At 70.1% G+C, this 20,863-nt stretch carries 18 protein-coding genes and 2 tRNA genes; 5 read left to right on the plus strand and 15 right to left on the minus strand.

All coding sequences use genetic code 11. The features are described 5' to 3' along the window. Window positions 1-102: 102 nt before the first annotated feature. The 6 genes from ASD23_RS08665 to ASD23_RS08690 all read right to left on the minus strand — a co-directional run bounded on the left by ASD23_RS08665 (window position 103) and on the right by ASD23_RS08690 (window position 4,461). Window positions 103-858, minus strand: coding sequence for an AAA family ATPase (locus ASD23_RS08665; protein ID WP_082571316.1), 756 nt, complete (start codon window positions 856-858; stop codon window positions 103-105). 11 nt (window positions 859-869) lie between these two features. Further along, a complete protein-coding gene (locus ASD23_RS08670) occupies window positions 870-1,538 on the minus strand; it encodes an ATP-dependent Clp protease proteolytic subunit (protein WP_056009407.1) in 669 nt (222 codons plus the stop codon). A gap of 27 nt (window positions 1,539-1,565) precedes the next feature. Then, window positions 1,566-2,150: an ATP-dependent Clp protease proteolytic subunit gene (locus tag ASD23_RS08675; RefSeq protein WP_056009411.1), complete on the minus strand. Its 585-nt coding sequence runs from the start codon at window positions 2,148-2,150 to the stop codon at window positions 1,566-1,568. A 73-nt stretch (window positions 2,151-2,223) separates the two neighbouring features. Next, window positions 2,224-2,715 (minus strand): tetratricopeptide repeat protein, encoded by a 492-nt coding sequence (locus tag ASD23_RS08680; protein ID WP_056009413.1) that lies wholly within the window; start codon window positions 2,713-2,715, stop codon window positions 2,224-2,226. Window positions 2,716-2,871: 156 nt separating this feature from the next. Then, entirely contained in the window at window positions 2,872-4,338 is a 1,467-nt protein-coding gene (tig, locus tag ASD23_RS08685) for a trigger factor (protein ID WP_056009415.1), read from the minus strand. Between the two features lie 49 nt (window positions 4,339-4,387). Beyond that, window positions 4,388-4,461 (minus strand) — tRNA-Pro (locus tag ASD23_RS08690). A 180-nt stretch (window positions 4,462-4,641) separates the two neighbouring features. On the opposite strand from ASD23_RS08690, the gene ASD23_RS08695 reads away from it, so the two are divergent. The 5 genes from ASD23_RS08695 (at window position 4,642) to ASD23_RS08715 (ending at window position 10,975) form a co-directional block, all read left to right on the plus strand. Continuing rightward, window positions 4,642-8,442 (plus strand): SCO7613 C-terminal domain-containing membrane protein, encoded by a 3,801-nt coding sequence (locus ASD23_RS08695; protein ID WP_157377046.1) that lies wholly within the window; start codon window positions 4,642-4,644, stop codon window positions 8,440-8,442. A gap of 76 nt (window positions 8,443-8,518) precedes the next feature. Beyond that, a tRNA-Gly gene (locus ASD23_RS08700) sits at window positions 8,519-8,592 on the plus strand. 213 nt (window positions 8,593-8,805) lie between these two features. After that, the gene (locus ASD23_RS08705; RefSeq protein ID WP_056009419.1) at window positions 8,806-9,303 is read left to right on the plus strand and encodes a Dps family protein; all 498 of its coding nucleotides are present in this window, start codon (window positions 8,806-8,808) and stop codon (window positions 9,301-9,303) included. Between the two features lie 42 nt (window positions 9,304-9,345). Continuing rightward, the gene (locus ASD23_RS08710) at window positions 9,346-10,074 is read left to right on the plus strand and encodes a hypothetical protein (RefSeq protein ID WP_147305619.1); all 729 of its coding nucleotides are present in this window, start codon (window positions 9,346-9,348) and stop codon (window positions 10,072-10,074) included. 46 nt (window positions 10,075-10,120) lie between these two features. Further along, entirely contained in the window at window positions 10,121-10,975 is an 855-nt protein-coding gene (locus ASD23_RS08715) for a hypothetical protein (RefSeq protein WP_157377047.1), read from the plus strand. Between the two features lie 3 nt (window positions 10,976-10,978). Here ASD23_RS08715 and ASD23_RS08720 read toward each other — a convergent pair whose 3' ends face one another. The 9 genes from ASD23_RS08720 to ASD23_RS08760 all read right to left on the minus strand — a co-directional run bounded on the left by ASD23_RS08720 (window position 10,979) and on the right by ASD23_RS08760 (window position 20,833). Next, window positions 10,979-11,635, minus strand: coding sequence for a response regulator transcription factor (locus ASD23_RS08720; RefSeq protein WP_056009423.1), 657 nt, complete (start codon window positions 11,633-11,635; stop codon window positions 10,979-10,981). Between the two features lie 71 nt (window positions 11,636-11,706). Further along, window positions 11,707-13,134: a sensor histidine kinase gene (locus ASD23_RS08725; RefSeq protein WP_082571319.1), complete on the minus strand. Its 1,428-nt coding sequence runs from the start codon at window positions 13,132-13,134 to the stop codon at window positions 11,707-11,709. Further along, window positions 13,124-14,671, minus strand: coding sequence for a multicopper oxidase family protein (locus tag ASD23_RS08730; protein WP_056009425.1), 1,548 nt, complete (start codon window positions 14,669-14,671; stop codon window positions 13,124-13,126). Before ASD23_RS08730 ends, ASD23_RS08725 begins: the two co-directional genes overlap by 11 nt. A 96-nt stretch (window positions 14,672-14,767) precedes the next feature. Further along, the gene (locus ASD23_RS08735) at window positions 14,768-15,955 is read right to left on the minus strand and encodes a Fic family protein (protein WP_056009427.1); all 1,188 of its coding nucleotides are present in this window, start codon (window positions 15,953-15,955) and stop codon (window positions 14,768-14,770) included. A 91-nt stretch (window positions 15,956-16,046) separates the two neighbouring features. After that, window positions 16,047-17,582: an amidohydrolase gene (locus ASD23_RS08740; RefSeq protein ID WP_056009429.1), complete on the minus strand. Its 1,536-nt coding sequence runs from the start codon at window positions 17,580-17,582 to the stop codon at window positions 16,047-16,049. Beyond that, entirely contained in the window at window positions 17,579-18,223 is a 645-nt protein-coding gene (locus ASD23_RS08745) for an FMN-binding negative transcriptional regulator (RefSeq protein ID WP_056009431.1), read from the minus strand. Before ASD23_RS08745 ends, ASD23_RS08740 begins: the two co-directional genes overlap by 4 nt. A gap of 50 nt (window positions 18,224-18,273) precedes the next feature. Further along, entirely contained in the window at window positions 18,274-19,284 is a 1,011-nt protein-coding gene (locus tag ASD23_RS08750) for an Fpg/Nei family DNA glycosylase (protein ID WP_056009432.1), read from the minus strand. A 4-nt stretch (window positions 19,285-19,288) separates the two neighbouring features. Next, window positions 19,289-19,816, minus strand: a complete 528-nt coding sequence (locus ASD23_RS08755; RefSeq protein ID WP_056009436.1) for a ribose-5-phosphate isomerase — start codon at window positions 19,814-19,816, stop codon at window positions 19,289-19,291. Between the two features lie 9 nt (window positions 19,817-19,825). Then, window positions 19,826-20,833 carry a DUF2332 domain-containing protein gene (locus ASD23_RS08760; protein ID WP_056012817.1) on the minus strand — a complete coding sequence of 336 codons (1,008 nt, stop codon included), beginning with the start codon at window positions 20,831-20,833 and terminating at the stop codon, window positions 19,826-19,828. Window positions 20,834-20,863 lie beyond the last annotated feature (30 nt).

The raw sequence follows: 20,863 nt of genomic DNA on the forward strand, positions 1-20,863 counted from the left end.
TGTCGACGAATCTGTTCCGAGCCTAGCCCGAGATCGGGCGGATCGAGGGTAGCGCGCGGGATTCGACACGCTCGGCCGTTCGCGGGTCGCGAACCGGGACGCTCAGTCGAGGAGATGTCGAAGGTAGCGCCGCGGATCGTCGAGGTACCCGCGCCAGTGCGTGACGAGTTCGAGGTCTTCCCAGGTGGTCTCGCGGATGCCCCACTCCCCCAGTTCGAGGATCGTCGCGCCCGGTACGGAGGCGAGCACCGGCGAGTGCGTCGCGCAGATGATCTGGGTGCCGCGTGCGACCATCCGGTCGAGGCCGGCGATCCATCCGAGGATCGAGGAGAACGAGAGCGCCGCTTCGGGCTCGTCGAGGCACACGAGTCCGGCGCGGTAGCGGGGATGGTTCAGCTTGTTGTCGAGCAGGTCGTTGAAGGACTCGCCGTGACTGAGCGAATGCAGGTGCCGATCGGGGCTGTCGGGCAGCGCCTCGAGGTAGCTGTAGTAGCCGTGCATCGTCTCGGAACGGAGGAAGAACCCCCATCGCGGGGCCGACGGGCTGCGCTCGATGCGCAACCAGTCAGCCAGCGGCGACTCGCTCGGTCGGGTCGTGGTGCCGCCGTTGGTGCTGCCGCCCTCGGGCGGCAGCCCGTAGGCCGTCGCGATGCCCTCGAGCAGGGTCGACTTGCCGCTGCCGTTCTCGCCCACGAGGAAGGTCAGCCCGGGAGCGAACTCGAGACCGCCTTCGCCGATCACCTGGTCGATCGCGGGAATGCTCGCCGGCCATGCGACACGGTCGATCGCGGCATCCGGAGACAGCGAAACGCGGCGGATGGCGCGGCTGTCGTTCAGCCGGTCATCCGCCGCGTTCACGGTGCCGCGAGCTATCGCGTGATCGCCGGGAGGCTCTTGCGCGAGCTCAGCACCTGGTCGATGAGACCGTACTCGAGCGCCTCGGCCGCCGACAGGATCTTGTCGCGGTCGATGTCGGTGTGCACCTGCTCGGGCGTGCGGTTCGAGTGACGCGAGAGCGTCTCTTCGAGCCACGAGCGCATGCGCATGATCTCGGCGGCCTGGATCTCGATGTCGGACGCCTGGCCGTGACCCGCCTCGCCCATGGCGGGCTGGTGGATCAGCACGCGGGCGTTCGGCAGCGCGAGGCGCTTGCCGGGCGTGCCGGCGGCGGCGATCACGGCGGCCGCCGAGGCTGCCTGGCCGAGCACGACCGTCTGGATCTGCGGACGGATGTACTGCATCGTGTCGTAGATCGCAGTCATGGCCGTGAAGGAGCCACCGGGCGAGTTGATGTAGAGGATGATGTCGCGGTCGGGGTCCATCGACTCCAAGACGAGCAGCTGCGCCATGATGTCGTCGGCGGATGCGTCGTCGACCTGCACGCCGAGGAAGATGATGCGGTCCTCGAAGAGCTTGGCGTAGGGGTCTTGGCGCTTGTAGCCGTAGGCCGTGCGCTCCTCGAAGCTCGGCAGGATGTAGCGCGAGCCCGGTGCCTGGACGCCGTTGAAGGCGGTGCCACCGAAAGCAGGGATGTTCATTCGCTCGTTCTCTCTTCTCTCGAGTGCCTACGCCTGGGTTCCGCCGCCACCGGCGACGTCGAGCGCCGATTCGCGGATGTGGTCGACGAAGCCGTACTCGAGGGCCTCTTGCGCGTTGAACCAGCGGTCGCGGTCTCCGTCGGCGTTGATCTGCTCGACGGACTTGCCGGTCTGCGCCGCGGTGATCTCGGCGAGCCGCTTCTTCATGTCGAGGATGAGCTGCGCCTGCGTCTGGATGTCGCTCGCGGTGCCGCCGAAGCCGCCGTGCGGCTGGTGCAGCAGCACGCGGGCGTTGGGCGTGATGTACCGCTTGCCCTTGGTGCCGGCCGTCAGGAGCAGCTGGCCCATGGAGGCGGCCATGCCGATGCCGACGGTGACGATGTCGTTCGGCACGAACTGCATGGTGTCGTAGATCGCCATGCCTGCCGTGATCGAGCCACCGGGCGAGTTCACGTAGAGGTAGATGTCTTTCTTGGCATCTTCAGCGGCGAGCAGCAGCAGCTTCGCCGCGATCTCGTTCGCGTTGTCGTCGCGCACCTCGGAGCCAAGCCAGATGATGCGGTCCTTCAGCAGTCGATCGAAAACACCGGTGCCTGGTGTCGGTTCGGCCATGTGTCGCTCCGTTTCCGTTGTCGCGTTCACTCGAATCTATCCGGTGCAACGCGCGTGAACGGGGCTGTTCGCCCTAGGCGGATGCCGCGAGCTCCGCAGCGTATGCGGCGAGCGACACCCGGTACCGCGGCAGGTGCGGTGCGAGGGCTGCGAGGGCCTCGGATGCCGCGAGCCGCGCGTCGCCCGCATCGACCCGAGCGAGGGCACGGAACGCGACCACGGCGTCGCGCAGCTCATCGGCCTCGGGCTCGATCTCGTCGAGCATCGAGATGGACTCGAGCGGGCGCCCGAGGTTGCGGATCGTCGAGGCCAGCTGTACATGCGCCTGCACGCGCTCGGAGCCCGTGAGCCCGCCCGCGATGGCCTGGCGGTACAGCGGCTCCGCTTCAACCTCGAGACCGGCCGAGTCGCGTGCACCAGCTCGCTCGAACAGTGCGAGCGGGTCCCCCGCCGGCCGCTCGCCCGCGAGGGCGTCGATGCGGCGGATCACCTCTGCGTCGCCGAGTTCGTCGGCCGAAGCCCAGACGGCGTCGACTCGCTGCTGCCATTCCTCGTTCGAGCTCATTCGCATCTCTCTGGCCTCCGTCTCGTCCCGCGATGTTCTGCGGCGTGGAGGACATGCGCCACGCGTCCTCCACGGCGCAGACCGTCGTCGGAACGTTTCCAATACAGGAAAGGGCCGGGCGAAATCGCCCGGCCCCTCTTGTCGAATCCTGCTCGATTACTCGGCGTCGGACTTCTTGGTCGCGCGCTTCTTCGGCGCGGGCTTCTCAGCGGCGTCAGCTGCGTCGTCGGCGGCGGCCTTCTTCGGCGCGCGCTTCTTCGGCGCGGGCTTCTCGGCGGCTTCGGCCTCTTCGACGATCTCTTCGGCCTCGTCGACGACCTCTGCCTCGGCTTCAGCCTCTGCAGCGGCGACGGCGGTGAACTCGGAGAGGTCGACGGGCTTGCCCGCGGCATCCGACACCTTCGCCTTGCCGAGCGCGATCGCGAGCGCCTTGTTGCGCGCGACCTCGCCGACCATGGCGGGGATCTGACCGTTCTGGCTGAGGATCTGCACGAACTCGTTGGGGTCCATGCCGTACTGGGCTGCGCCCTGCACGAGGTACTGGGTCAGCTCGTCCTGGCTGACCTGCACCTTCTCGGCCTCGGCGATCGTGTCGAGCAGGATCTGCGTCTTGAACGCCTTCTCGCTCGATTCGGCGACCTCTGCGCGGTGCTCGTCGTCTTCGAGGCGGTTCTCGTTCTCGAGGTGACGGTGCACCTCGTCGTCGATGACGGCCTGCGCGACGGGAACCTCGACGAGCTCGAGGAGCTTGTCGACGAGGAGGTCGCGGGCCTGGCTGCCCTGACCGAACGACTTGTTGCGAGCGACCTGCTCCTTGAGGCTGTCGGTCAGCTCGGCGAGCGTGTCGAACTCGCTCGCGATCTGCGCGAAGTCGTCGTCGGCTGCGGGGAGCTCGCGCTCCTTGACCGCGGAGACGGTGACGGTGATCTCGGCCGTCTCGCCCTCGTGGTCGCCGCCCAGGAGCTTCGACGCGAAGGTGGTGGTCTCGCCCGCGGAGAGCGTGTCGAGGGCCTCGTCGATGCCCTCGATCAGGTCGCCCGAGCCGAGCTCGTAGGAGATGCCGCTGGCCGTGTCGACCTCGGCGTCCTCGATCTTGGCGACGAGGTCGAGGGTCACGAAGTCGCCGGTCTTGGCGGGGCGGTCGACCGTGATGAGCGTGCCGAAGCGGCTGCGCAGGCGGTCGAGCTCTTCGGCGACCTCGTCATCGGCGACCTCGACGGAGTCGACTGTGAGCTCGAGGCCGTCGTAGGCGGGCAGCTCGATCTCGGGGCGCACGTCGACCTCGATTGCGAGCAGCAGGTCGCCCGTGAAGTCCTTGTCGCTGGGCCACTCGACGATGTCGGCCTCGGGCCGGCCGAGGGGGCGCAGTTCGTGCTCGGCGACGGCGGCGCGGTAGAAGCCGTCGAGGCCCTCGTTGACGGCGTGCTCGAGCACGGCGCCCTTGCCGACGCGCTGGTCGACGATGGGCGGCGGCACCTTGCCCTTGCGGAAACCGGGCACGTTGATCTGCTCGGCGATGTGCTCGTACGCGTGGGCGATGCTGGGCTTCAGCTCCTCGGGCGTCACCGAGATGGTGAGCTTGGCGCGAGTGGGGCTCAGCTTCTCAACCGAAGTGGTCGGCATGTGGAAGTTCTCCTGTTGTGTGGAAGTTCGTGTCGAGTCGTGGAACTCGTCGGGGCGACAGGATTCGAACCTGCGACCTCCCGCTCCCAAAGCGGGCGCTCTACCAAGCTGAGCTACGCCCCGAGTCGCGACTCAACTCGTCGATTCAGCCGCGCGGGCATGCGAAAGCATGCGTCAGACGGATGGACCCCGGAAAGTCTACTGCACAGCGTGAGGCGCCCGTTGTGCATCCCGGGTTCCGACCCCGAACACGACTTGTGGAGGATCCCCCGCAGCCGCCCTCGACCATGGCAGAGTGTGGCCATGCCTGAGCGCCCCGCCGATGCCCGCGACGTCCGACGCTGGCCGTCCGGCCCATTGCAACTGATCGACACCACGCTCTGCCCCTCGTGCTTCACGGCGCTGCAGGGAGCGGTGTGCGGCACCTGCGGGCTCGACCTCTCGGTGCCCGCCGCGGTCGACCTGCTGAATGCGGGTCGCGCCGTGCACGATCGGGAGATCGAACGGCAGACGCTCATCACCGCCATGCGTGCGGCGCAGTCGGCACGCGTCCGTCAGGTGGCGGCGTCGAGTGCGACGGATGCCGCGGCACACGCCGCCCCGACGGCGGGCTCGCCCGCTACGATCCCTGTCGCGGTCGCACCGATTCTCTCCGTACCCGTACCCGTACCCGTACCCGTGCCCGCATCGGCTCCGGTACCGGCGCCGGTCGCCCAACCGTTGCCCGTCGCCGCTCCCGCCGCTGCGGCCTCGGCCGCACCTCCGGCTGCGGGTGCGCCTGCAGCCCCATCTGCGCCTGCGGCCGCCCCTCGCTCCGGTCGCTCGGGCGTGCAGGTGCTGCTCCTGACGCTCGGCGTCGTGCTCATCTCGATCACGGCGATCGTCTTCCTCTTCGTCGCCTACCTCGTCGCGACCCTCGAGGTGCGTTCGATCATCATCGCCGTCGCGAGCGTCGCCGTGCTCGGCGTCGCCTGGCTGCTCCGGGCCCGCCGCCTTCCGGGCACGGCAGAGGGCGTGGCATCCGTCGCCATCGTGCTGCTGCTGCTCGACGTGTGGATCGTGCGGGCCAACATGCTGTTCGGCACCGAGACCGTCAGCACGTCGGCGTACTTCGGCGGCGCCCTGCTCGTCGTCGCGGCGGTGCTCGCGGGTGTGCGGGCGGCGAGCGGCATCCGCGTCACGGGATTCGCCGCGGCGGCCTTCGCACCCGTCGGCGTGTTCCTCCTCGCCAGTGACGCGGCACCCGACGGCCAGCTCAGCACCCCGTTCTGGGTCGCGTTCCTCGCCGTCTCGCTCCTCGGCTCGCTCGCGGTGCTCCTTCCCCCCATGCTCGAGCGCACGATCGTGATGACGGCGGGCTTCATCGCCGGGGCGCTCGCGCTGCTTCCCGCCTACTGGGCGCTGCCCGAGGTGCCGTGGAGTCAACTGTGGTGGTACCTCGCAGTGGCGGGCGCGTGGCTGGTCGCACTCGTCGCGGTGCGCCTGCGACCCGGCGTGTCGGCCATCTGGGGCCGGATCGCGGCCCCGGTGTTCGGGCTCAGCCTCGCCCTCGCCCCGACTCTGGCGATCTTCCGCGAACTCGACAGCGAGGTCGCACTCTGGCTCGCGCCGGCGGCGGCGGGCGTCGTGGCCGCCGCGTTCGCCGCGGGCACGCGCCTCGGAGCCGCTGCTGCACGCGATTCGTTCGCCGCGTGCATTGCGGCACTCGCGGTCGCCGCGTGCGCGGTGCTGTCCAGCGTGGTCCTGTACCTCGGTACTGTCTGGACGCGGCTGGCGGGAAGCGTACCGCCGTGGAACCTCGAGGTCAGCGAGCCGCTGCCGCCCGCCGTCCCCGATCACGACCTCACCACGGTGCTCGTGCCGGTGGTCGTCGGCGTCGGCGCGCTCGTCGTCTCCGTGCTCCTGCGCCGCGGCCGGGCATTGGCCGCGATCCCGACCGCCGCCGCGTTCGCGAGCGGCATCGCCCTCGCCTGCGTCGCACCGGGCCCCGCGATCGCCGTGGCTGTGCTCCTCGTGCTCGCCGGCGGGGCGCTCGCGCTCGCAGCCGTCCGGCATCGCCTCGCAGTTCCGGCCCTCCTCCCAGCCCTCGCTGTGGGCGGCGTCGCCAGCGCCGGGCTCGCCTGGTGGGTGGGGTACTCCAGCGCCGTGGTGTGGCCCTGGGTCGCGGTCCTTGTGATCGTGCTCGCCGTCGCCGGTCGCATGCTCGCGTCGCGGGTCTGGCCCGCCGCTGCAGCGCCGGTGGTGGGCGCGGCGCATCTCGCGATCGCCTCGACGCTCTTCGTCTTCGCCGTGTTCTCCATCCCGTTCTGGCTGGCGCCCGACGACGTGCGACTGGTCGAGCCGTGGATGTGGCTCGCCGTCGTCTCCTCGGTGGTCCTCGTCTTCGCCGCGGTCGTGCGCTTCGGCAGCACGATCGACCGGGTGTGCACGGTGACACCGCTGTTCGCGGCATCCGTCATCTCGATCTGGGCGCTCGCCTTCGAGACGGATGCCTCGTGGCGCTGGGTGCCCGCGACCGCCCTCGTCATCGCCGGGGTGCTGTGGGTGCGGCTCGGGGCGCCCGAGGGGCTGCGGATCGCGTTCGCGGCGCTGACCCCGCTCGCCCTCGGCTTCGTCTCCGCAGTCGTCATCGACGAGGCGTTCGGCGCGGAGTTCGTCGGCATCGGCATCGCGGGCTCCGCGTTGCTCGCCGCCGCGCTCGCCCATGTCGTGCCGCTGCGCACGGGCCGCACGCGTCTCGTCTGGGCCGTCTCGGCCGGCGTCGTCGGCGCGTTCGCACTCGTCGCCGGCGCCACCGGCTCGTTCGGCGCCGGCGATGTCTGGGTCGTGCTCCTGCTGCTGACCCCGGTGCCGATCGTGCTCGCCGCGCTCTCGGGCGATCCCATCGGCGGCGCGTCGCCCAGCCGCCACCTCGGATGGCTGAGCCTCGCGCTCGGCGTCGCGACGGTCTGGGCGTGGCTCTCGGAAGACCGTGCCGGCGACCCGGTCGGCGTCGAGGCCTACACGCTGCCGCTCGCCGCCGCCCTCGCCCTGGCGGGCGCCTTGATCACCTGGCGGCGCACCAGCGGGAGCGCCCCCGCGCAGGGACGCACCGCCCTGTTCGCGACCGCTGCGGCGATCGCGGTGCTCCCGAGCATCGGCATCGCAGGCGAAGCCGAGCTGCGTGCACTCCTGCTCGTCTCGATCGGCATCGTCGTCGCGATCGCCGCGGTGTTCCTCCCCGAACTCGCACGCGGGGTGCCCGTGCGACTCCTCGGCGTACTCACGGGCTGGGTCGCCTTCACCGGTGCCGGCCTCATTCGCGGGGCCGCCGTCGCCACCGAGGTCGCCGACAGCGTGCTCATCGTCGAGTTCTGGCCGCTCATCGCTCTCGCGGCGGGCGTGACGATCGCGGTGATGTGGGCGCGCACCACGTCTCGGCCGCTCTGGCTGGCAGAGGCGCTGCTCGCGGCATCCGTCGCCTTCGCCGCCGTGCCGACCCTGCTCGAGATCGTCGACGGCGAGGCCGCCCTGGTGCGCGCGGCCGCGCTCTTCACGGCGCTCGCACTCGCGCACATCGCCTCCGCCGCGACCTCGGCGCGCCCGGTGGCGGGCCCGATCTTCGGATGGACGACGCTCGGCGTACTCGTCATCGGCGGCACGATCGCCCTCGCATCGGCCCAGGTCGACCCGTTCGACCTCGTCACCGCCGCCGTCGGAATCGCCCTCATCGGCGCCGGGTGGTTCCGCATGCGCCGCTCCCCCGAGCTCGGCAGCTGGCCGGCGCTCGGCCCCGGCCTCGCCGTGCTGCTCGTCCCGCCGCTCTTCGCCGACTTCACCGATCCCCAGCTCTGGCGAATCGTGACGCTCGGCATCGTCGCGGTCGTCGTGCTCGTCGTCGGCGCCGTGCGCCGGCTCCAGGCACCGCTGCTGCTCGGCGGTGCCGTCCTGCTCATGCACGCGCTCGTGCAGCTCTGGCCGTGGATCACGGACCTCTACGAGGCCGTGTGGTGGTGGCTGTGGCTCGGCATCGCCGGCGTGCTGCTCGTCGTGCTCGCGGCGACGTACGAGCGCCAGCTTCGGCTCGCTCGCGGCACCATCCGCTCGATTGCCGCCCTACGTTAGGCCGAGGACCCGGCGCGCGTCACAAGACGGGGGTCATCGTGTACTACGATGATCCAGTGCCCGCGAGCGGGTACGCGGGGATGTAGCTCAATGGTAGAGCCTCAGTCTTCCAAACTGATCACGCGGGTTCGATTCCCGTCATCCCCTCCACAGAGCCACCGCTCCCGCCGCGGTGCACCCCGATCACCGGCACCGCACCGCCCGGACTTCTTCCGGAACAGACCCGATGACCATCGACAGCGACGGCGAACACGTGCACGGCGCCACGTGTCAACCCCGGATCAGCCCAGCCTTCCCTTCCTTGAAATATGTGAGCACCCGCGTAGCGTTGAACCCGACATACGTTCAGGGAAGGTGGACCACATGACCGACACGAAGACTGCTCCCAAGACCCCGAAGGCCGGCGCGAACGCCGATGTCGCATCGGGCGTCGCCCAGTTCCTCACCCCCGTCGTGCAGGAGCTCGTCGCCCTCGCCGTCAACGGCAAGCAGGCGCACTGGCACGTGCGCGGCGTGAACTTCATCGCGGTGCACGAGCTGCTCGACGTGGTCGTGGCGCACGCGCAGGAGTGGGCCGACCTCGCCGCCGAGCGAGTCGTCGCGCTGGGCCTGCCCGTCGACGGACGCCTGAAGTCGGTCGCCGACAAGAGCGGCGCCGCGAACCCCAAGCTCGGGTTCCAGCCGTACGACGAGGCGATCGCCGACGTCGTCGCCCAGATCGATCTCGCGGCCGAGAAGGTCGCCGAGGCGATCGAGGGACTCGACGAGCTCGACCCGGTGAGCCAAGACGTCGTGATCGAGATCCGCCGCGGCCTCGACAAGGACCGCTGGTTCCTCTTCTCCCACGTCGCCGTGAAGTAACACGCGATGGCGGGCTGACGGGCCCGGGTGCAGAATGCCGGTATGACGGCGGATGCACCCGGGCCCGTTTCGTCTTCGGCGGATGCCGCGGGCGCCAGTTCGGCCGCGGCATCCGACCCGCCCTTGACCGATGCCCAGAAGTCGCTGCGCGCGCAGATGCTGGCCACCGAGCACTGGAGCCTGCTCGCGTCGCGGTCGACGACGCAGAGCGAGGTGCTCACCCGCATCGCGATCTTCCTCACGCTCGTCTCTGCGGGGCTCGTGACGCTCGGAGTGCTCGGCAACGCCACCGAGTTCCGCGGATGGTTCGGCATCGCGGCGCTCGGCGTGCTGGTGCTGCTCGTGCTGCTCGGGGTCATCACGCAGTTCCGCGTGTTCAACACCGCGACCGAAGACCTCGCGTACGTGCTCGCGATGAACCGGCTACGCGGTGCCTACCTCGACCTCGATCCGGGCATCGAACGGTACTTCCTCATGGGCACGACCGACGATGAGGCGGGCATCGGCCAGACCTATTACCCGTTCGCCGCGCGCGACCGCACGCAGGTCTTCGCGAGTTCGGCGATGGTGATGCTCGTCGTGAACACCGCACTCGTCGGCCTCCTCACCGGTGCGCTGGTCTACGCATTCACCGCGTCGGTGGGGTGGTCGGTCGCCGCCGGGGCGATCCTCGCGGTGGTCTCGTTCCTGTTCTGGATGTTCCGCGGCTACCGCAGCTACCTGGAGGTGCTGCGCACGCATGTGCCGCTGCGGCGCAGCCCGACGAATTGACACGGGGAGTCGACCCCTGCTGTCGGGCCCGCCGTACCCTGTGCTCATGCGACACTTCATGGTCGCCGTCCTGGCTGCGGCACTGCTGCTCACCGGATGCACGGCGCACTCGACGCCACCCGCTGCGTCGCACGCGCCGCCGACGACGATCCCGCCCGTTTCGGGTACATCGACGGCCATCGGCCTGGTCGGGCTCTGGCGCGTCTCCGATACAGCGGGTGAGCGGCCGTACACGTGGCTGCGTCTCGACGCGAACGAGTTCCAGCTCTGGCGCGAGTGCGGCATGGTGATGGGCTCGTGGAGTGCGGGCGAATCGGTGTTCGTCGCCTCCGTCTTCGGAGCTGACGGCGCCTGCGTCGAGGGTAGAGTGCCGAGCCTCGATTGGCTGGAGTCCGCGACCTCCTACGAGCGGGATGGTGAGGGATGGACCCTCACCGACGACGACGGAGCTGCGGTGGCCCGCCTCGCCATCGACGGCGCACCCGAACCGATCGAGACTGCGGCCGAGTTCTACACGCGACCCCCTGAGCTGACCGGTGAGACGCTCGCCGCCTTCCGGAGGCCGGCCCCGCTGCCGCCGAACATCGCTGCGGCGACTCCAGAGCAGCTCGTCGGGCGGTGGGAACCCATCGGGAGTACGGGCACGACCGACCCGCATGTCGAGTTCGCCATCGATGGATCATGGCTCGGATCCGACGGGTGCAATGGAGGCGGCGGGCGCTGGGCGGTGGGTCCGGATGGCCAGTTCTTCGCGACATCCGGCCCGACGACCCTCATGGGTTGCGACGGCGCCTTCGTGCCGAGCTGGGTCGCGACGGCGCGCTTGGCTGGCTTCGACGGGACCCGGCTGCTGTTGCTCGACCAAGAGGGCCGCGAGATCGGCCGCCTCGTGCGCGGCTGAACGTCAGCGCTGCAACCAGGTGAGCACCGCGAGCACGCGGCGGTGGTCGGTGCCCGAGTCCTCGAGGCCGAGCTTCTGGAAGATCGACGTGACGTTCTTCTCCACGGCGCCGACGCCGATGAAGAGCTCCTTCGCGATGCCGGCGTTGGTGCGGCCCTCGGCCATGAGCGTCATGACCTCGCGCTCGCGGGGCGTCAACGTCTCGAGGGGGTCGCTGCGGCGGGCGAGCAGTTCGCGCACGACCTGCGGGTCGAGCACGGTGCCGCCCTGGCTCACTCGCTCGACGGCGTCTTCGAGCTCATCGAGGGACGCAACCCGGTCTTTCAGCAGGTAGCCCATGCCGCCCTCGCCCGAGGAGAGCAACTCGTGGGCGTAGGTGCCCTCGACGTACTGGCTGAGCAGGAGCACCCCGACCTTCGGCATGCGGCGCCGCAGCTCGATCGCCGCGCGCACTCCTTCGTCGCGGAAGGTCGGCGGCATGCGCACGTCGAGGATCGCGAGGTCGGGCTGGGTCTCGTCGAGCGCCGCGAGCAGCGAATCGGCCTCGCCGTACGCGGCGACCGTCTCGAAACCGGCCTCGTCGAAGAGCCGGACGAGCCCCTCGCGGAGCAGCACCGAATCCTCGGCGAGCACGATGCGGAGCGGGGCGCGATCGGTCATGCCCCCACACTATCGGCGGGCGAGCGGATGCCTCGTGGCCGCTTGGGCCACGAGGCATCCGCTGCTCGATGTCAGCTCAAGGGCGCTGTCTCGCCCGCGGCGAGCGGCGCGAACGGGATGTGCGCCCCGATCGTCGTCGGGCCGCCGACGGGGCTCTCGACGACGAGCATGCCGCGCAGGCCCTGCACGCGCTCCTCGAGGCCGGCGAGGCCGTGCCCGGCGGTGAGCGCTGCGCCACCGCGGCCGTTGTCGGTCACCCAGAGGTCGATCCAGTGCCCCGTCGCGCCCGTGTCCCGCGTCGAGACCGTCAGGCGGATGCCGCTCGCCTCGGCGTGCTTCACGGCGTTGGTGAGCAGTTCGGCGGCGACGAAGTAGGCGTTGCGCTCGATCGAGGCGGGCAACGTGGCATCCGCCGGCAGTTCGATCTCGACCGTGACCGGGATCGGGCTGCGCGCCGCGACCGACTGCAGGGCGACGGCGAGACCGCGGTCCTGCAGGATCGGCGGGGCGAATCCGCGCGAGAGCGCGCGCAGCTCCTCGAGGGTCTCGCGGGCCTGCTCACGGGCCTCGCCGAGGAGTTCGCGTGCCGCATCGGGATCGCGTTCGAGCTTGCGCTCGATCGCGGCGAGATCCATCTGCAGGCGCACGAGCCGCTGCTGCGGGCCGTCGTGGATGTCGCGCTCGAGGCGGCGGAGCGACGCGTCTTCGGCCTGCACTGCGGCGCCGCGTGACGCGTCGAGCTGTGCGACCTCGCGCTCGAGGGCCTCGGAGCGCCAGGAACCGAGCACGCCGCGCGCGATGACGTCGTGCAGCAGGGTGAGGCCCCGGAACACGAACGGCAGGGTGGCGAGGAAGATCAGGCCGACGACGAACTCGAAGGCCGCTTCGCCGATGCGGGGGTCGACGCTCAGCGTGTTGCCCGGGAACAGCCAGTCGACGACGACGTCGTAGAGCCAGAAGTCCTGGTCGCCGCGACCGTCGGGAATGTACCGCTGCCAGATCCAGCCGGTCGTGCCGCCGAGGGCGACCGACGTCCACGCGACCGTGAGACTCCACGAGACGATGCTGACGATCGGGTTGATCACCATGCCGTGCAGCAGGTACAGCCAGTAGTGGCCGTCGATGAACGGCACGAACATCGTGCGCCAGAAGCCCTGCTCGCGGTTGTCGCGGTTCCAGATCGGGCGGGTGATCTCGCGGCGGCCCGCCCAGCGCAGCCGCACGAGCTCGAGCGTGCCGAAGCCGCGGGCGGTGAAGAGCGACGCGACGACGATGAAGATGCCGAAGATCAGTGCGATCAGGCCGAGACCGGTGAAGAACGTGGTCGCGAGCACGACGAGACCGGTGATCGCGATCGGCATCGTGAGGATGAGGAAGGCGAACTCGCGAGGCACCTTCGCCCAGAGCGACCAGTAGCTTCGGCGCTTCGGCGCGGCATCCGCGCTCGCGGCCGACGCGGATGTCGGCGGCGTGGCTGCGATGGTGGTGTCAGTGCTCATGGTGGGTTCCTTCAGTCATCGTGGCATGCTGACCGGGCTCGACGACGGCGAACTGGCCCATCATCCCCTGATCCTCGTGCCAGAGCAGGTGGCAGTGGTACATGTACGGCGTGTCGGAGTCGGCGTAGTCCTCGAAGCGCATCAGCAGTTCGTACTTCTTCTCGGGCTCGGTGAAGATCGTGTCCTTCCAGCCCGCGAGCTCGGGCGGCGGCGCTGCGCCGTCGATCGACGCGACGCGGAACTGCACGTCGTGCACGTGGAAGCTGTGCGGCAGCGATGTCGCGTTGTCGACGATCCATCGTTCGAGGGTGTCGACGGTCACGGTCTCGTCGATGCGACCCATGTCCATCGCCTCACCGTTGATCTCGAAGCTGTCGTTCAGGGTGAACGTGCGGGTGGTCGCGACGTCGGCCACGTCGAAGTCGTCGATGGTGTTGAGGGCGGCGGGCACCGGCGATGCCGGGTCGAGTTGCTCCGCGGCCCGCACCTCGAGCACGTCGAACGCGTCGCTGCCGCCGTTGGTGTCGGCGACCGGCCCGACGAGTGCCGCGATCTCGGGGGTCATCTTCGACTGCAGCACGACGCGCTCACCGGGCGAGACCCGCAGCAGCACCTCGGCGCGTTCACCGGGCGACAGCCGCACGTGGTCGAGCAAGACGGATGCCTCGAGCAGCCCACCGTCGGTCGCGATGAGTTCCACAGGGCGCGCATCGCTCCACGTGAAGGCGTAGGTGCGCGCGGTCGAGGCGTTCAGCAGCCGGAGGCGCACGAGCTCGTCGGAGACGTCGAGGTATGGGCCGCGGGTGCCGTTGACGATGAGTTCGTCGCCGAGGCCGCCGGCGTAGCCGCGTTGCTTCGACTCCTGCTCGCCTTCTGCCGAGAAGCCCGTATCCTGCACGATGACGGGCACGTCGTCGACGCCGTACTCCGACGGCAGTCCGAGGGAACGCTCCTGCTCGTCGTGCAGGATGAACATGCCCGCGAGTCCCCTCGCGACATGGTCCTCGGTCTCGCCATGCGGGTGCGGGTGGTACCAGAGGGTCGCGGCCGGCTGGTCGATGTCCCACTCGGGCGACCACGAGGCATCCGGTGCCACCATCTGGTGCGGGCCGCCGTCCATCTCGGCGGGCAGGTGCATGCCGTGCCAGTGCACGGTCGTCGGCTCCTCGAGGGAGTTCGCGACGTCGACACGTACGTGCTCGCCGCGCTCGGCGACGAGCGTCGGGCCGAGGTAGCTGCCGTTGAAGCCCCAAGTGGTGCTGGGCTCCCCCGCGGTGAACTCGGTCGTGCCCGCCTGGGCGTCGAGCGCGAACACACGCGTACCGTCGGCATCGACGGAGGACTCGGCGAGCGGCGGAATGGCGAGCGGCGTCTCGAAGTCGACCTTGCCGACCGTCGAGATCGGTCCGGGTCCGACGACGCCGCATCCGGCGAAGGCGATCGCCACGAGTCCGCCCGCGGCGACCGCGGCGAGCGCGGTGCCGAGCACGGCGCGGGGGCGACGGAGTGGTGGGGGTCGAAGGCGTGTTCCTGGCATGGTTCAAGCCTCGCGAGGGGCGCGAACCCGGCACAGCCGGTACGCAGCCGAATCGGGGCGGGGGTTTTCCCCCGGTGTCGCATCGGCCCTTCGTGGTCAACCCCGCCGGCGCCCTGCGCGCTCCGCGAAGTCGTCGAGCGCGACGAGCACCTCGTCGGCACGCCAGACCTGGCCCATCTTGTACTCGGCCTTCTGCTTCAGGACACCGAGCTCGGCGAGCCTTCGCAGATGCGGATAGATGTTCGTGGTGCCGATGCCGAGATCCGCGGACGCCGAGGCCGCGGTGAAGACCGGCTGTCGGGCCGCGTAGTCGAGCACCTTCTCGAGTTGCGACCCGGTTCGCGGCCTCACGGTCTCTCGCCACCCCGTGGTCGTGTCGCGCAGCTGGGCGATGAGCGTTCGGGCGTTCTTGATGGCGTCGTCGCTGGCGATGGCCATCTGCTCGACGATCGGTGCGACCTCGCCGGCTCGATAGGCGGTCAGCGCATCGTGGTACGCGTTCACGTCGGTGAGGAGTCCCGCGGAGACGGGCACGGTGACAGAGCGGGTGATGTCCTTGCCGCGGAGCATCGACTGCACGAGCGCGCGGCCCGTGCGGCCGTTGCCGTCGGTGAAGGGGTGGATGGTCTCGAACTGGGCGTGCGCGACGGCGACCTGGGCGAGCACCGGAAGGTCGTCCCGACGCGCGAACGCCATGACGTCCTCCATCAGTGCGGGCACCCGTTCGTACCGTGGTGCGACGAACGCGGCGCCGACGGGGCTGCGCGCACTCGTGCCGATCCACACGGGCTCGGTGCGCCACTGTCCGGGCGTGTGCTTCGTGCCGTCCATGAGCACCTCGTGCATCTTCTGCACGGAACCCGGCGTGAGCTCGTCGGCGAGCGCGAGGGCGGACTGCATCGCCCGGGTGTTGCCCACGATCTCCGTCGCGTTGCGCTTGCTCGTGTCGCCGATCTCGGCCGTCAGGATGGCACGGGCGCTGGCGGAGAGGTGTTCGATCTGCGACGACGCAGCGGCTTCGGAGCGCAGCAGCAACGGCGCGAACCCCGTCATCTCGTCGTTCAGGGACGCGTCGAAGCGAATCAGCTCGTTCTCGGCAGCCCGGGCGAGCGCGGCAGTTCGAGGGCTCAGCTGCAGCGCACGCTCGGCGATGAGCGGCGGCACCGCAGCGTCGTACGTTGTCGGCCGTGGGTCGAAGCGATCGAGCGCGGATGCCTCGGCGTAGCGGCTCTCCCAATCGAGCGTCTCTGCACCGATGGCCGGCCAGGGGTCGGTTCCACTCATGGCTCTCCTCGAGCGGTTGCATATCCCGCTCCGCCCATTTTATGAGAAATCGGCGAAAATCATAAGAGCAAACGAGTATTTTATGACTTCGCTACCCGAACGAGTGCGTGAAGCGCCCGCCGAGCAGGGTCGCCGCAACGGGCATACTGCGCAATTCGTCGACGGATGCCGCGTAGGGGTCGAGTTCGATCACGGCGAGGTCGGCGCGCATCCCCGTGCGCACCGAGGCTCCCTGCCCGCCCGTCGATGCGGTGAGCGCGGCGCGCAGCTCGAGCGCCTGCTCGGGATGCCACGGCTCTCGCCCGTCGCGGGCACGACCGACTGCGGCGGCGATCGCCACCCACGGGTCGAGCGGCGCCACGGGTGCGTCGGAGCCGAGGGCGAGCTCGACTCCGGCCGCCGCGAGGTCGGCGAGCATGAACGCCCGGTCGGTGCGCCCGGCCCAGTACCGGTCGGCGACGTCGCGGTCGTCCATGGCATGCTCGGGCTGCACGCTCGCGACGATGCCGAGCCGTGCGAAGCGGGCGATGTCGTCACGGCGCAGGAGTTGCGCATGCTCGATCGAGCCGGTGCATCCGACCGCTTCGAACGCGTCGAGCACGCGGGCGTTGGCCTGGTCGCCGATGGCGTGCACGGCCGGAGTGATGCCCGCCTGGTGTGCGCGGCGCATGAGGGGCACGAGCTCGTCGTACGACACCGTCGCGAGGCCGTAGGGGTGCTCCTCGGCCCCGAGACCGGGATACGGGTCAAAGCACCACGCGGTGCGCGTGTTCAGCGAGCCGTCGGTGATGACCTTGTACCCGCCGACCGTGAGGAGTCCCGAGGTGCCCGGCACTTCGTCCCCCGTGCGGAGCCCCTCGGCGATGGCGCGGTCGAGGTGCTGCGTGTAGATGCCGAACGTCACGCGCAGGGCGTCGAGTCCCCCGGCGACCCGGCGCACCCAGTCGTCGCGGTTCCACTTCATCTCGTACTCGGTGACTCCCACCACGCCCCGGCGCGACGCTTGACGTGCGGCGTCGGCGACCCAGCCGTCGAGCACTTCGTCGGCGATGTCGTCGATCTCGCGCACGAGCCGGAAGCAGTCGTCTTCGCGGAGCACTCCGCTCTGCCCGGCGAGATCACTCAGGCCGTGCCGACGCAGCGCAGCGGAGTTCAGCCAGCAGGCGTGCAGGTCGGCCGCGACGAGCACGACGGGCACGTCGCCTGAGACTGCGTCGAGCACGGCGCGAGTCGGGGCGTCGGCCCAGAGCCCGTCGCGGTAGCCGAAGCCGATCACCTCGCGCTCGCCGCCATCGACGGAAGCGGCGACGAGCGCCGCCACGGCCGCCGCCGACTCCGCACCGGCGAGATCGAGCCGGCGCGAGACCATGGCCCACTGGGAGAAGTGCACATGCCGGTCGTGCAGCCCCGGCACCACGAAGCGGCCGTCGAGTTCGAGGCGACGGATGGCGCTCCGCGGCGTCTCTCCCGGCGTCGCCCCGTTCGGCACCACCGCGACGACGCGGCCATCGGCGAGGTGCAGGTCGACGAGCCCCTCGGCGCCCGGCAGACGCGCACCCGCGAGGATGAGTGGCTCAGCGGCATCCACTGGGCTGGTCGAAGCGCCCTCGACGATCGCGTCGCTCATGCCGTGGCCGCTCGCATCTCGTCGTGCGTACGGCGCATCTCCGCGGCGAGCGCGGCACTCGCGTACGGGCCGTGGCCCTCGAGTTCGCCGATGATGCGCTCGACGGTCTCCGCCGGCTTGTTCTGGCTCATCTTGTTCTTCGCCACGAAGCGCGTGATCGGGATGCGGAGGCCGACGGTCCCCGCGGCGATGCGGTCGGCGTACTCGGCGTTCGCCGCGGTGCCGCGCATGCGCCGGGGCTCGGGCATCGCGTCTTCGAAGTGGTCGACGAGCGCCTCGAGGACCCGGAGGTTCTCGGAGTCCGAGAGCAGTTCGGGGGTGCCGTACATGTGGGCGGAGACGAAGTTCCAGGTCGGCACGGCGGGCTTCGCGTCGTACCAGCCGGGCGAGATGTAGCCGTGCGGTCCCTGCGCGATCACCATGACCTCGTGGCGACCGAGTTCGTGCACGATCTCATCGGGGCGACCGACATGGGTGAGCAGCACGATGCCGTCCACGGTGTCGTCGAGCAGCACCGGGTAGTGCGAGGCGACGAGGCCCGAGGCATCCGTCATGCTCACGATGGTCATCCACGGATGCTCTCGCACGAGGCGCTTCACGCCGTCCTCGTTCGCGAGGGTGAAGCTCGGGCTCTGACGCATGCGGCTCCTTGGTCTCGATACGCTCCGCTACCCGACCGGCGACGGACGGTTCATGCCTGGCAATAGGGGCACCAGTAGAGCTTGCGGGCACCCATCTCTTCAAGTGCGATGTTGGTGCCGCAGACCCGGCAGGGAAGGCCCTCGCGCTTGTACACCCAGTGGCGGTCGTCGCGGCTGGCCATCGCGGCGCGGTACGCCTCGGGGTCGAGGTCGTCCATGGTCATCATCTGACCGGTCTCGACACCGATGCGCAGGAGCTTCGCCCAGTCGCGCCACAAGTGGCGCACGTGCTCATCGGGCACGAGCTTGCCCGGCGTGTGCGGGTTCTGCTTGGCGCGGAAGAGGAGCTCCGCCCGATACACGTTGCCGATGCCGGCCACCACGTTCTGGTCCATGAGCAGCAGGCCGATCGGGGTGGCCTTCTTCAAGATCGTGCGGGTGAAGCGCTCTTCGGCCTCTGGGCCGTCATCGAGCAGTGGATCGGGGCCGAGGCGGCCGACGACGGCCTCGACTTGGGCGGGGTCGAGCACCTCGCAGGCGGTCGGGCCGCGCAGGTCGGCGCAGATCGTGTCGGTGAGGAGCCGCACCCGCACCTGCCCGATGGGTTCGGGCGGGAAGGTGTCGAGGCCGTTGCCGTCCTTCTCCTTCTCGGACTCCGACATGCGAAGGCGGGTCTTGCGCGGAGCGCCGATCGACTGCAGCGAGTTCTCACCGGCCGAATCGAAGACCACGGCGTCGGGGTTCGGAGCATCGAGGAAGGTGCCGCGCTGGTTGGTGTGCCCCATGCGGCCGTTGGCCGAGGCGATCGTCGCGTCCATCAGGATCTCGCCGGCGAAGTCCCACGCGCCGTACATGCCGAGGTGCACGCGCAGCCAGACGTCGCCCTCGAAGCCGAGGAACATCTGCTTGCCCACGGCTCGGGCATCGGTCATGCGCCGCCCGTCGATCTCGGCGGCGCCTGCCGCGAACCGCCCCTGCGGACTCGAGGCCCGCACGACGTGCCCGACGAAGTTGCGCTCGAACTGACGGGTGATGCGATGGACGGAGTGACCCTCGGGCACTCGACTACTCCGCCGGTGCCTCGACGCGCCGTGCTGAGCCTGTCGAAGTATCGACACCCTTGCCGGCGATGTCGCCCGTCGTCTCGTACTCGGCGAGCTGGGCGATGCGGCGCACGTGGCGCTCGTCACCCGAGAACGGCTCGGCGATGAACGCGTCGATGTAGCGGATCGCCTCTTCGACGGTGTGCTGGCGCGCACCGATCGAGATGACGTTGGCGTCGTTGTGCTCGCGGGCCAGGATCGCGGTGTCCATGCTCCAGACGAGGGCGGCGCGGATGCCGCGGACCTTGTTGGCCGCGATCTGCTCGCCGTTGCCCGAACCGCCGAACACCACGCCGAGTGCGCGAACGCCTGCGGCCTGGTCGCGGGCGACGCCGAGCGCCGCGTTGATGCAGAACGCCGGGTAGTCGTCGAGGGCGTCGTACTCCGCCGGGCCGTGGTCGACGACCTCGTGACCGCCGTTGGTCAGGTGGTCGACGAGCGTGCGGCTGAATTCGAGGCCGGCGTGGTCGGTCGCGATGTGGATGCGCATGCGCCAAGTCTAGGGATTCGGCGCCCACGTGAGCGCACGCCCGTGCGGCTGCGCCCAGGCCCGTTGCACCCCGTCGACGGCGAGCACGAGGTCGCTGCTCTCGTTCGGCACATCGTCGCGCACGCGGATGCCTCGGACGACATTGCGCCCCTCGACCGAGAGCCAGTGCCCGGGCAGCGCGCCGACCTGCCGCACGAAGGCGTCACGGCCCGCTTCGTCGAGGTACATCAGCACGGCCGTGTGGAAGACGACGAGCGTGGCATCGGAGGGGGCGGATGCGGCGAGCGCGGCGAGTCGCTCGTTGAGGTCGCCCCTGACGAGCGTGGGCGGGGTGCGGGCGGCGATCTCGGCGGCGGCACGCAGACGGGCCCGTCGATCGTCGTGCTCGGGCCACACCAACGCGTCGAGCCAGTCGACGTCGGCCTGCGAGCGCACGTCGAGCGGGTGCAAGTCGATGCCCGCGCGCCAGACGACCTCGGGCATGGCAGCCGGCACGGGCGCCGGCACGTCGCCGCGCAGGGAGCAGTCGAGCACCACCGCGCTCGGGCCGGTGACGGGGTCCAGTTGCGCGGTGCCGGTATACGCGTGGCCCGAGTACCGGTAGCTGTACTGGTCGGGGTAGAGGCAGAGGCCCGCGGATGCCCCGACCTCGAGCAGCGCGATCGGCCCCTCGATGCCGCCGAGCACGGGCAGGTGCAGGGCGCAGCGGGCCGCTTCGTTGGTCTGCGTCGCGTGGGTCAGCGCGACGCCCCGCACCTCGCTCCAGTGGGCTGCGAGCCACTTCGCGAAGACCGCGTACGTCCCGCTCGGTGCGCCGAGCAGGCGCGCTGCCGAGAAGACGAGGTTCGGCTGGCGCTTCTGCGGCGGCAACTCGTCGATGAGCGCGAGCACCGCGGCATCCGTCGCGACGCCCGCCGCCCAGGCCTCATAGGTGGCGGACATGGCGCGCGCCTCGACCTCGGCGAACGCGCGATACCGGTCGGCGGTCGACGCGGAGGCATCGGTGCTGGTGCTCATGGCCGTCACGCTACTCCGGCGCGCGGTGGT

The organism is Agromyces sp. Root1464, assembly GCF_001427265.1.
Classification (GTDB): domain Bacteria; phylum Actinomycetota; class Actinomycetes; order Actinomycetales; family Microbacteriaceae; genus Agromyces; species Agromyces fucosus.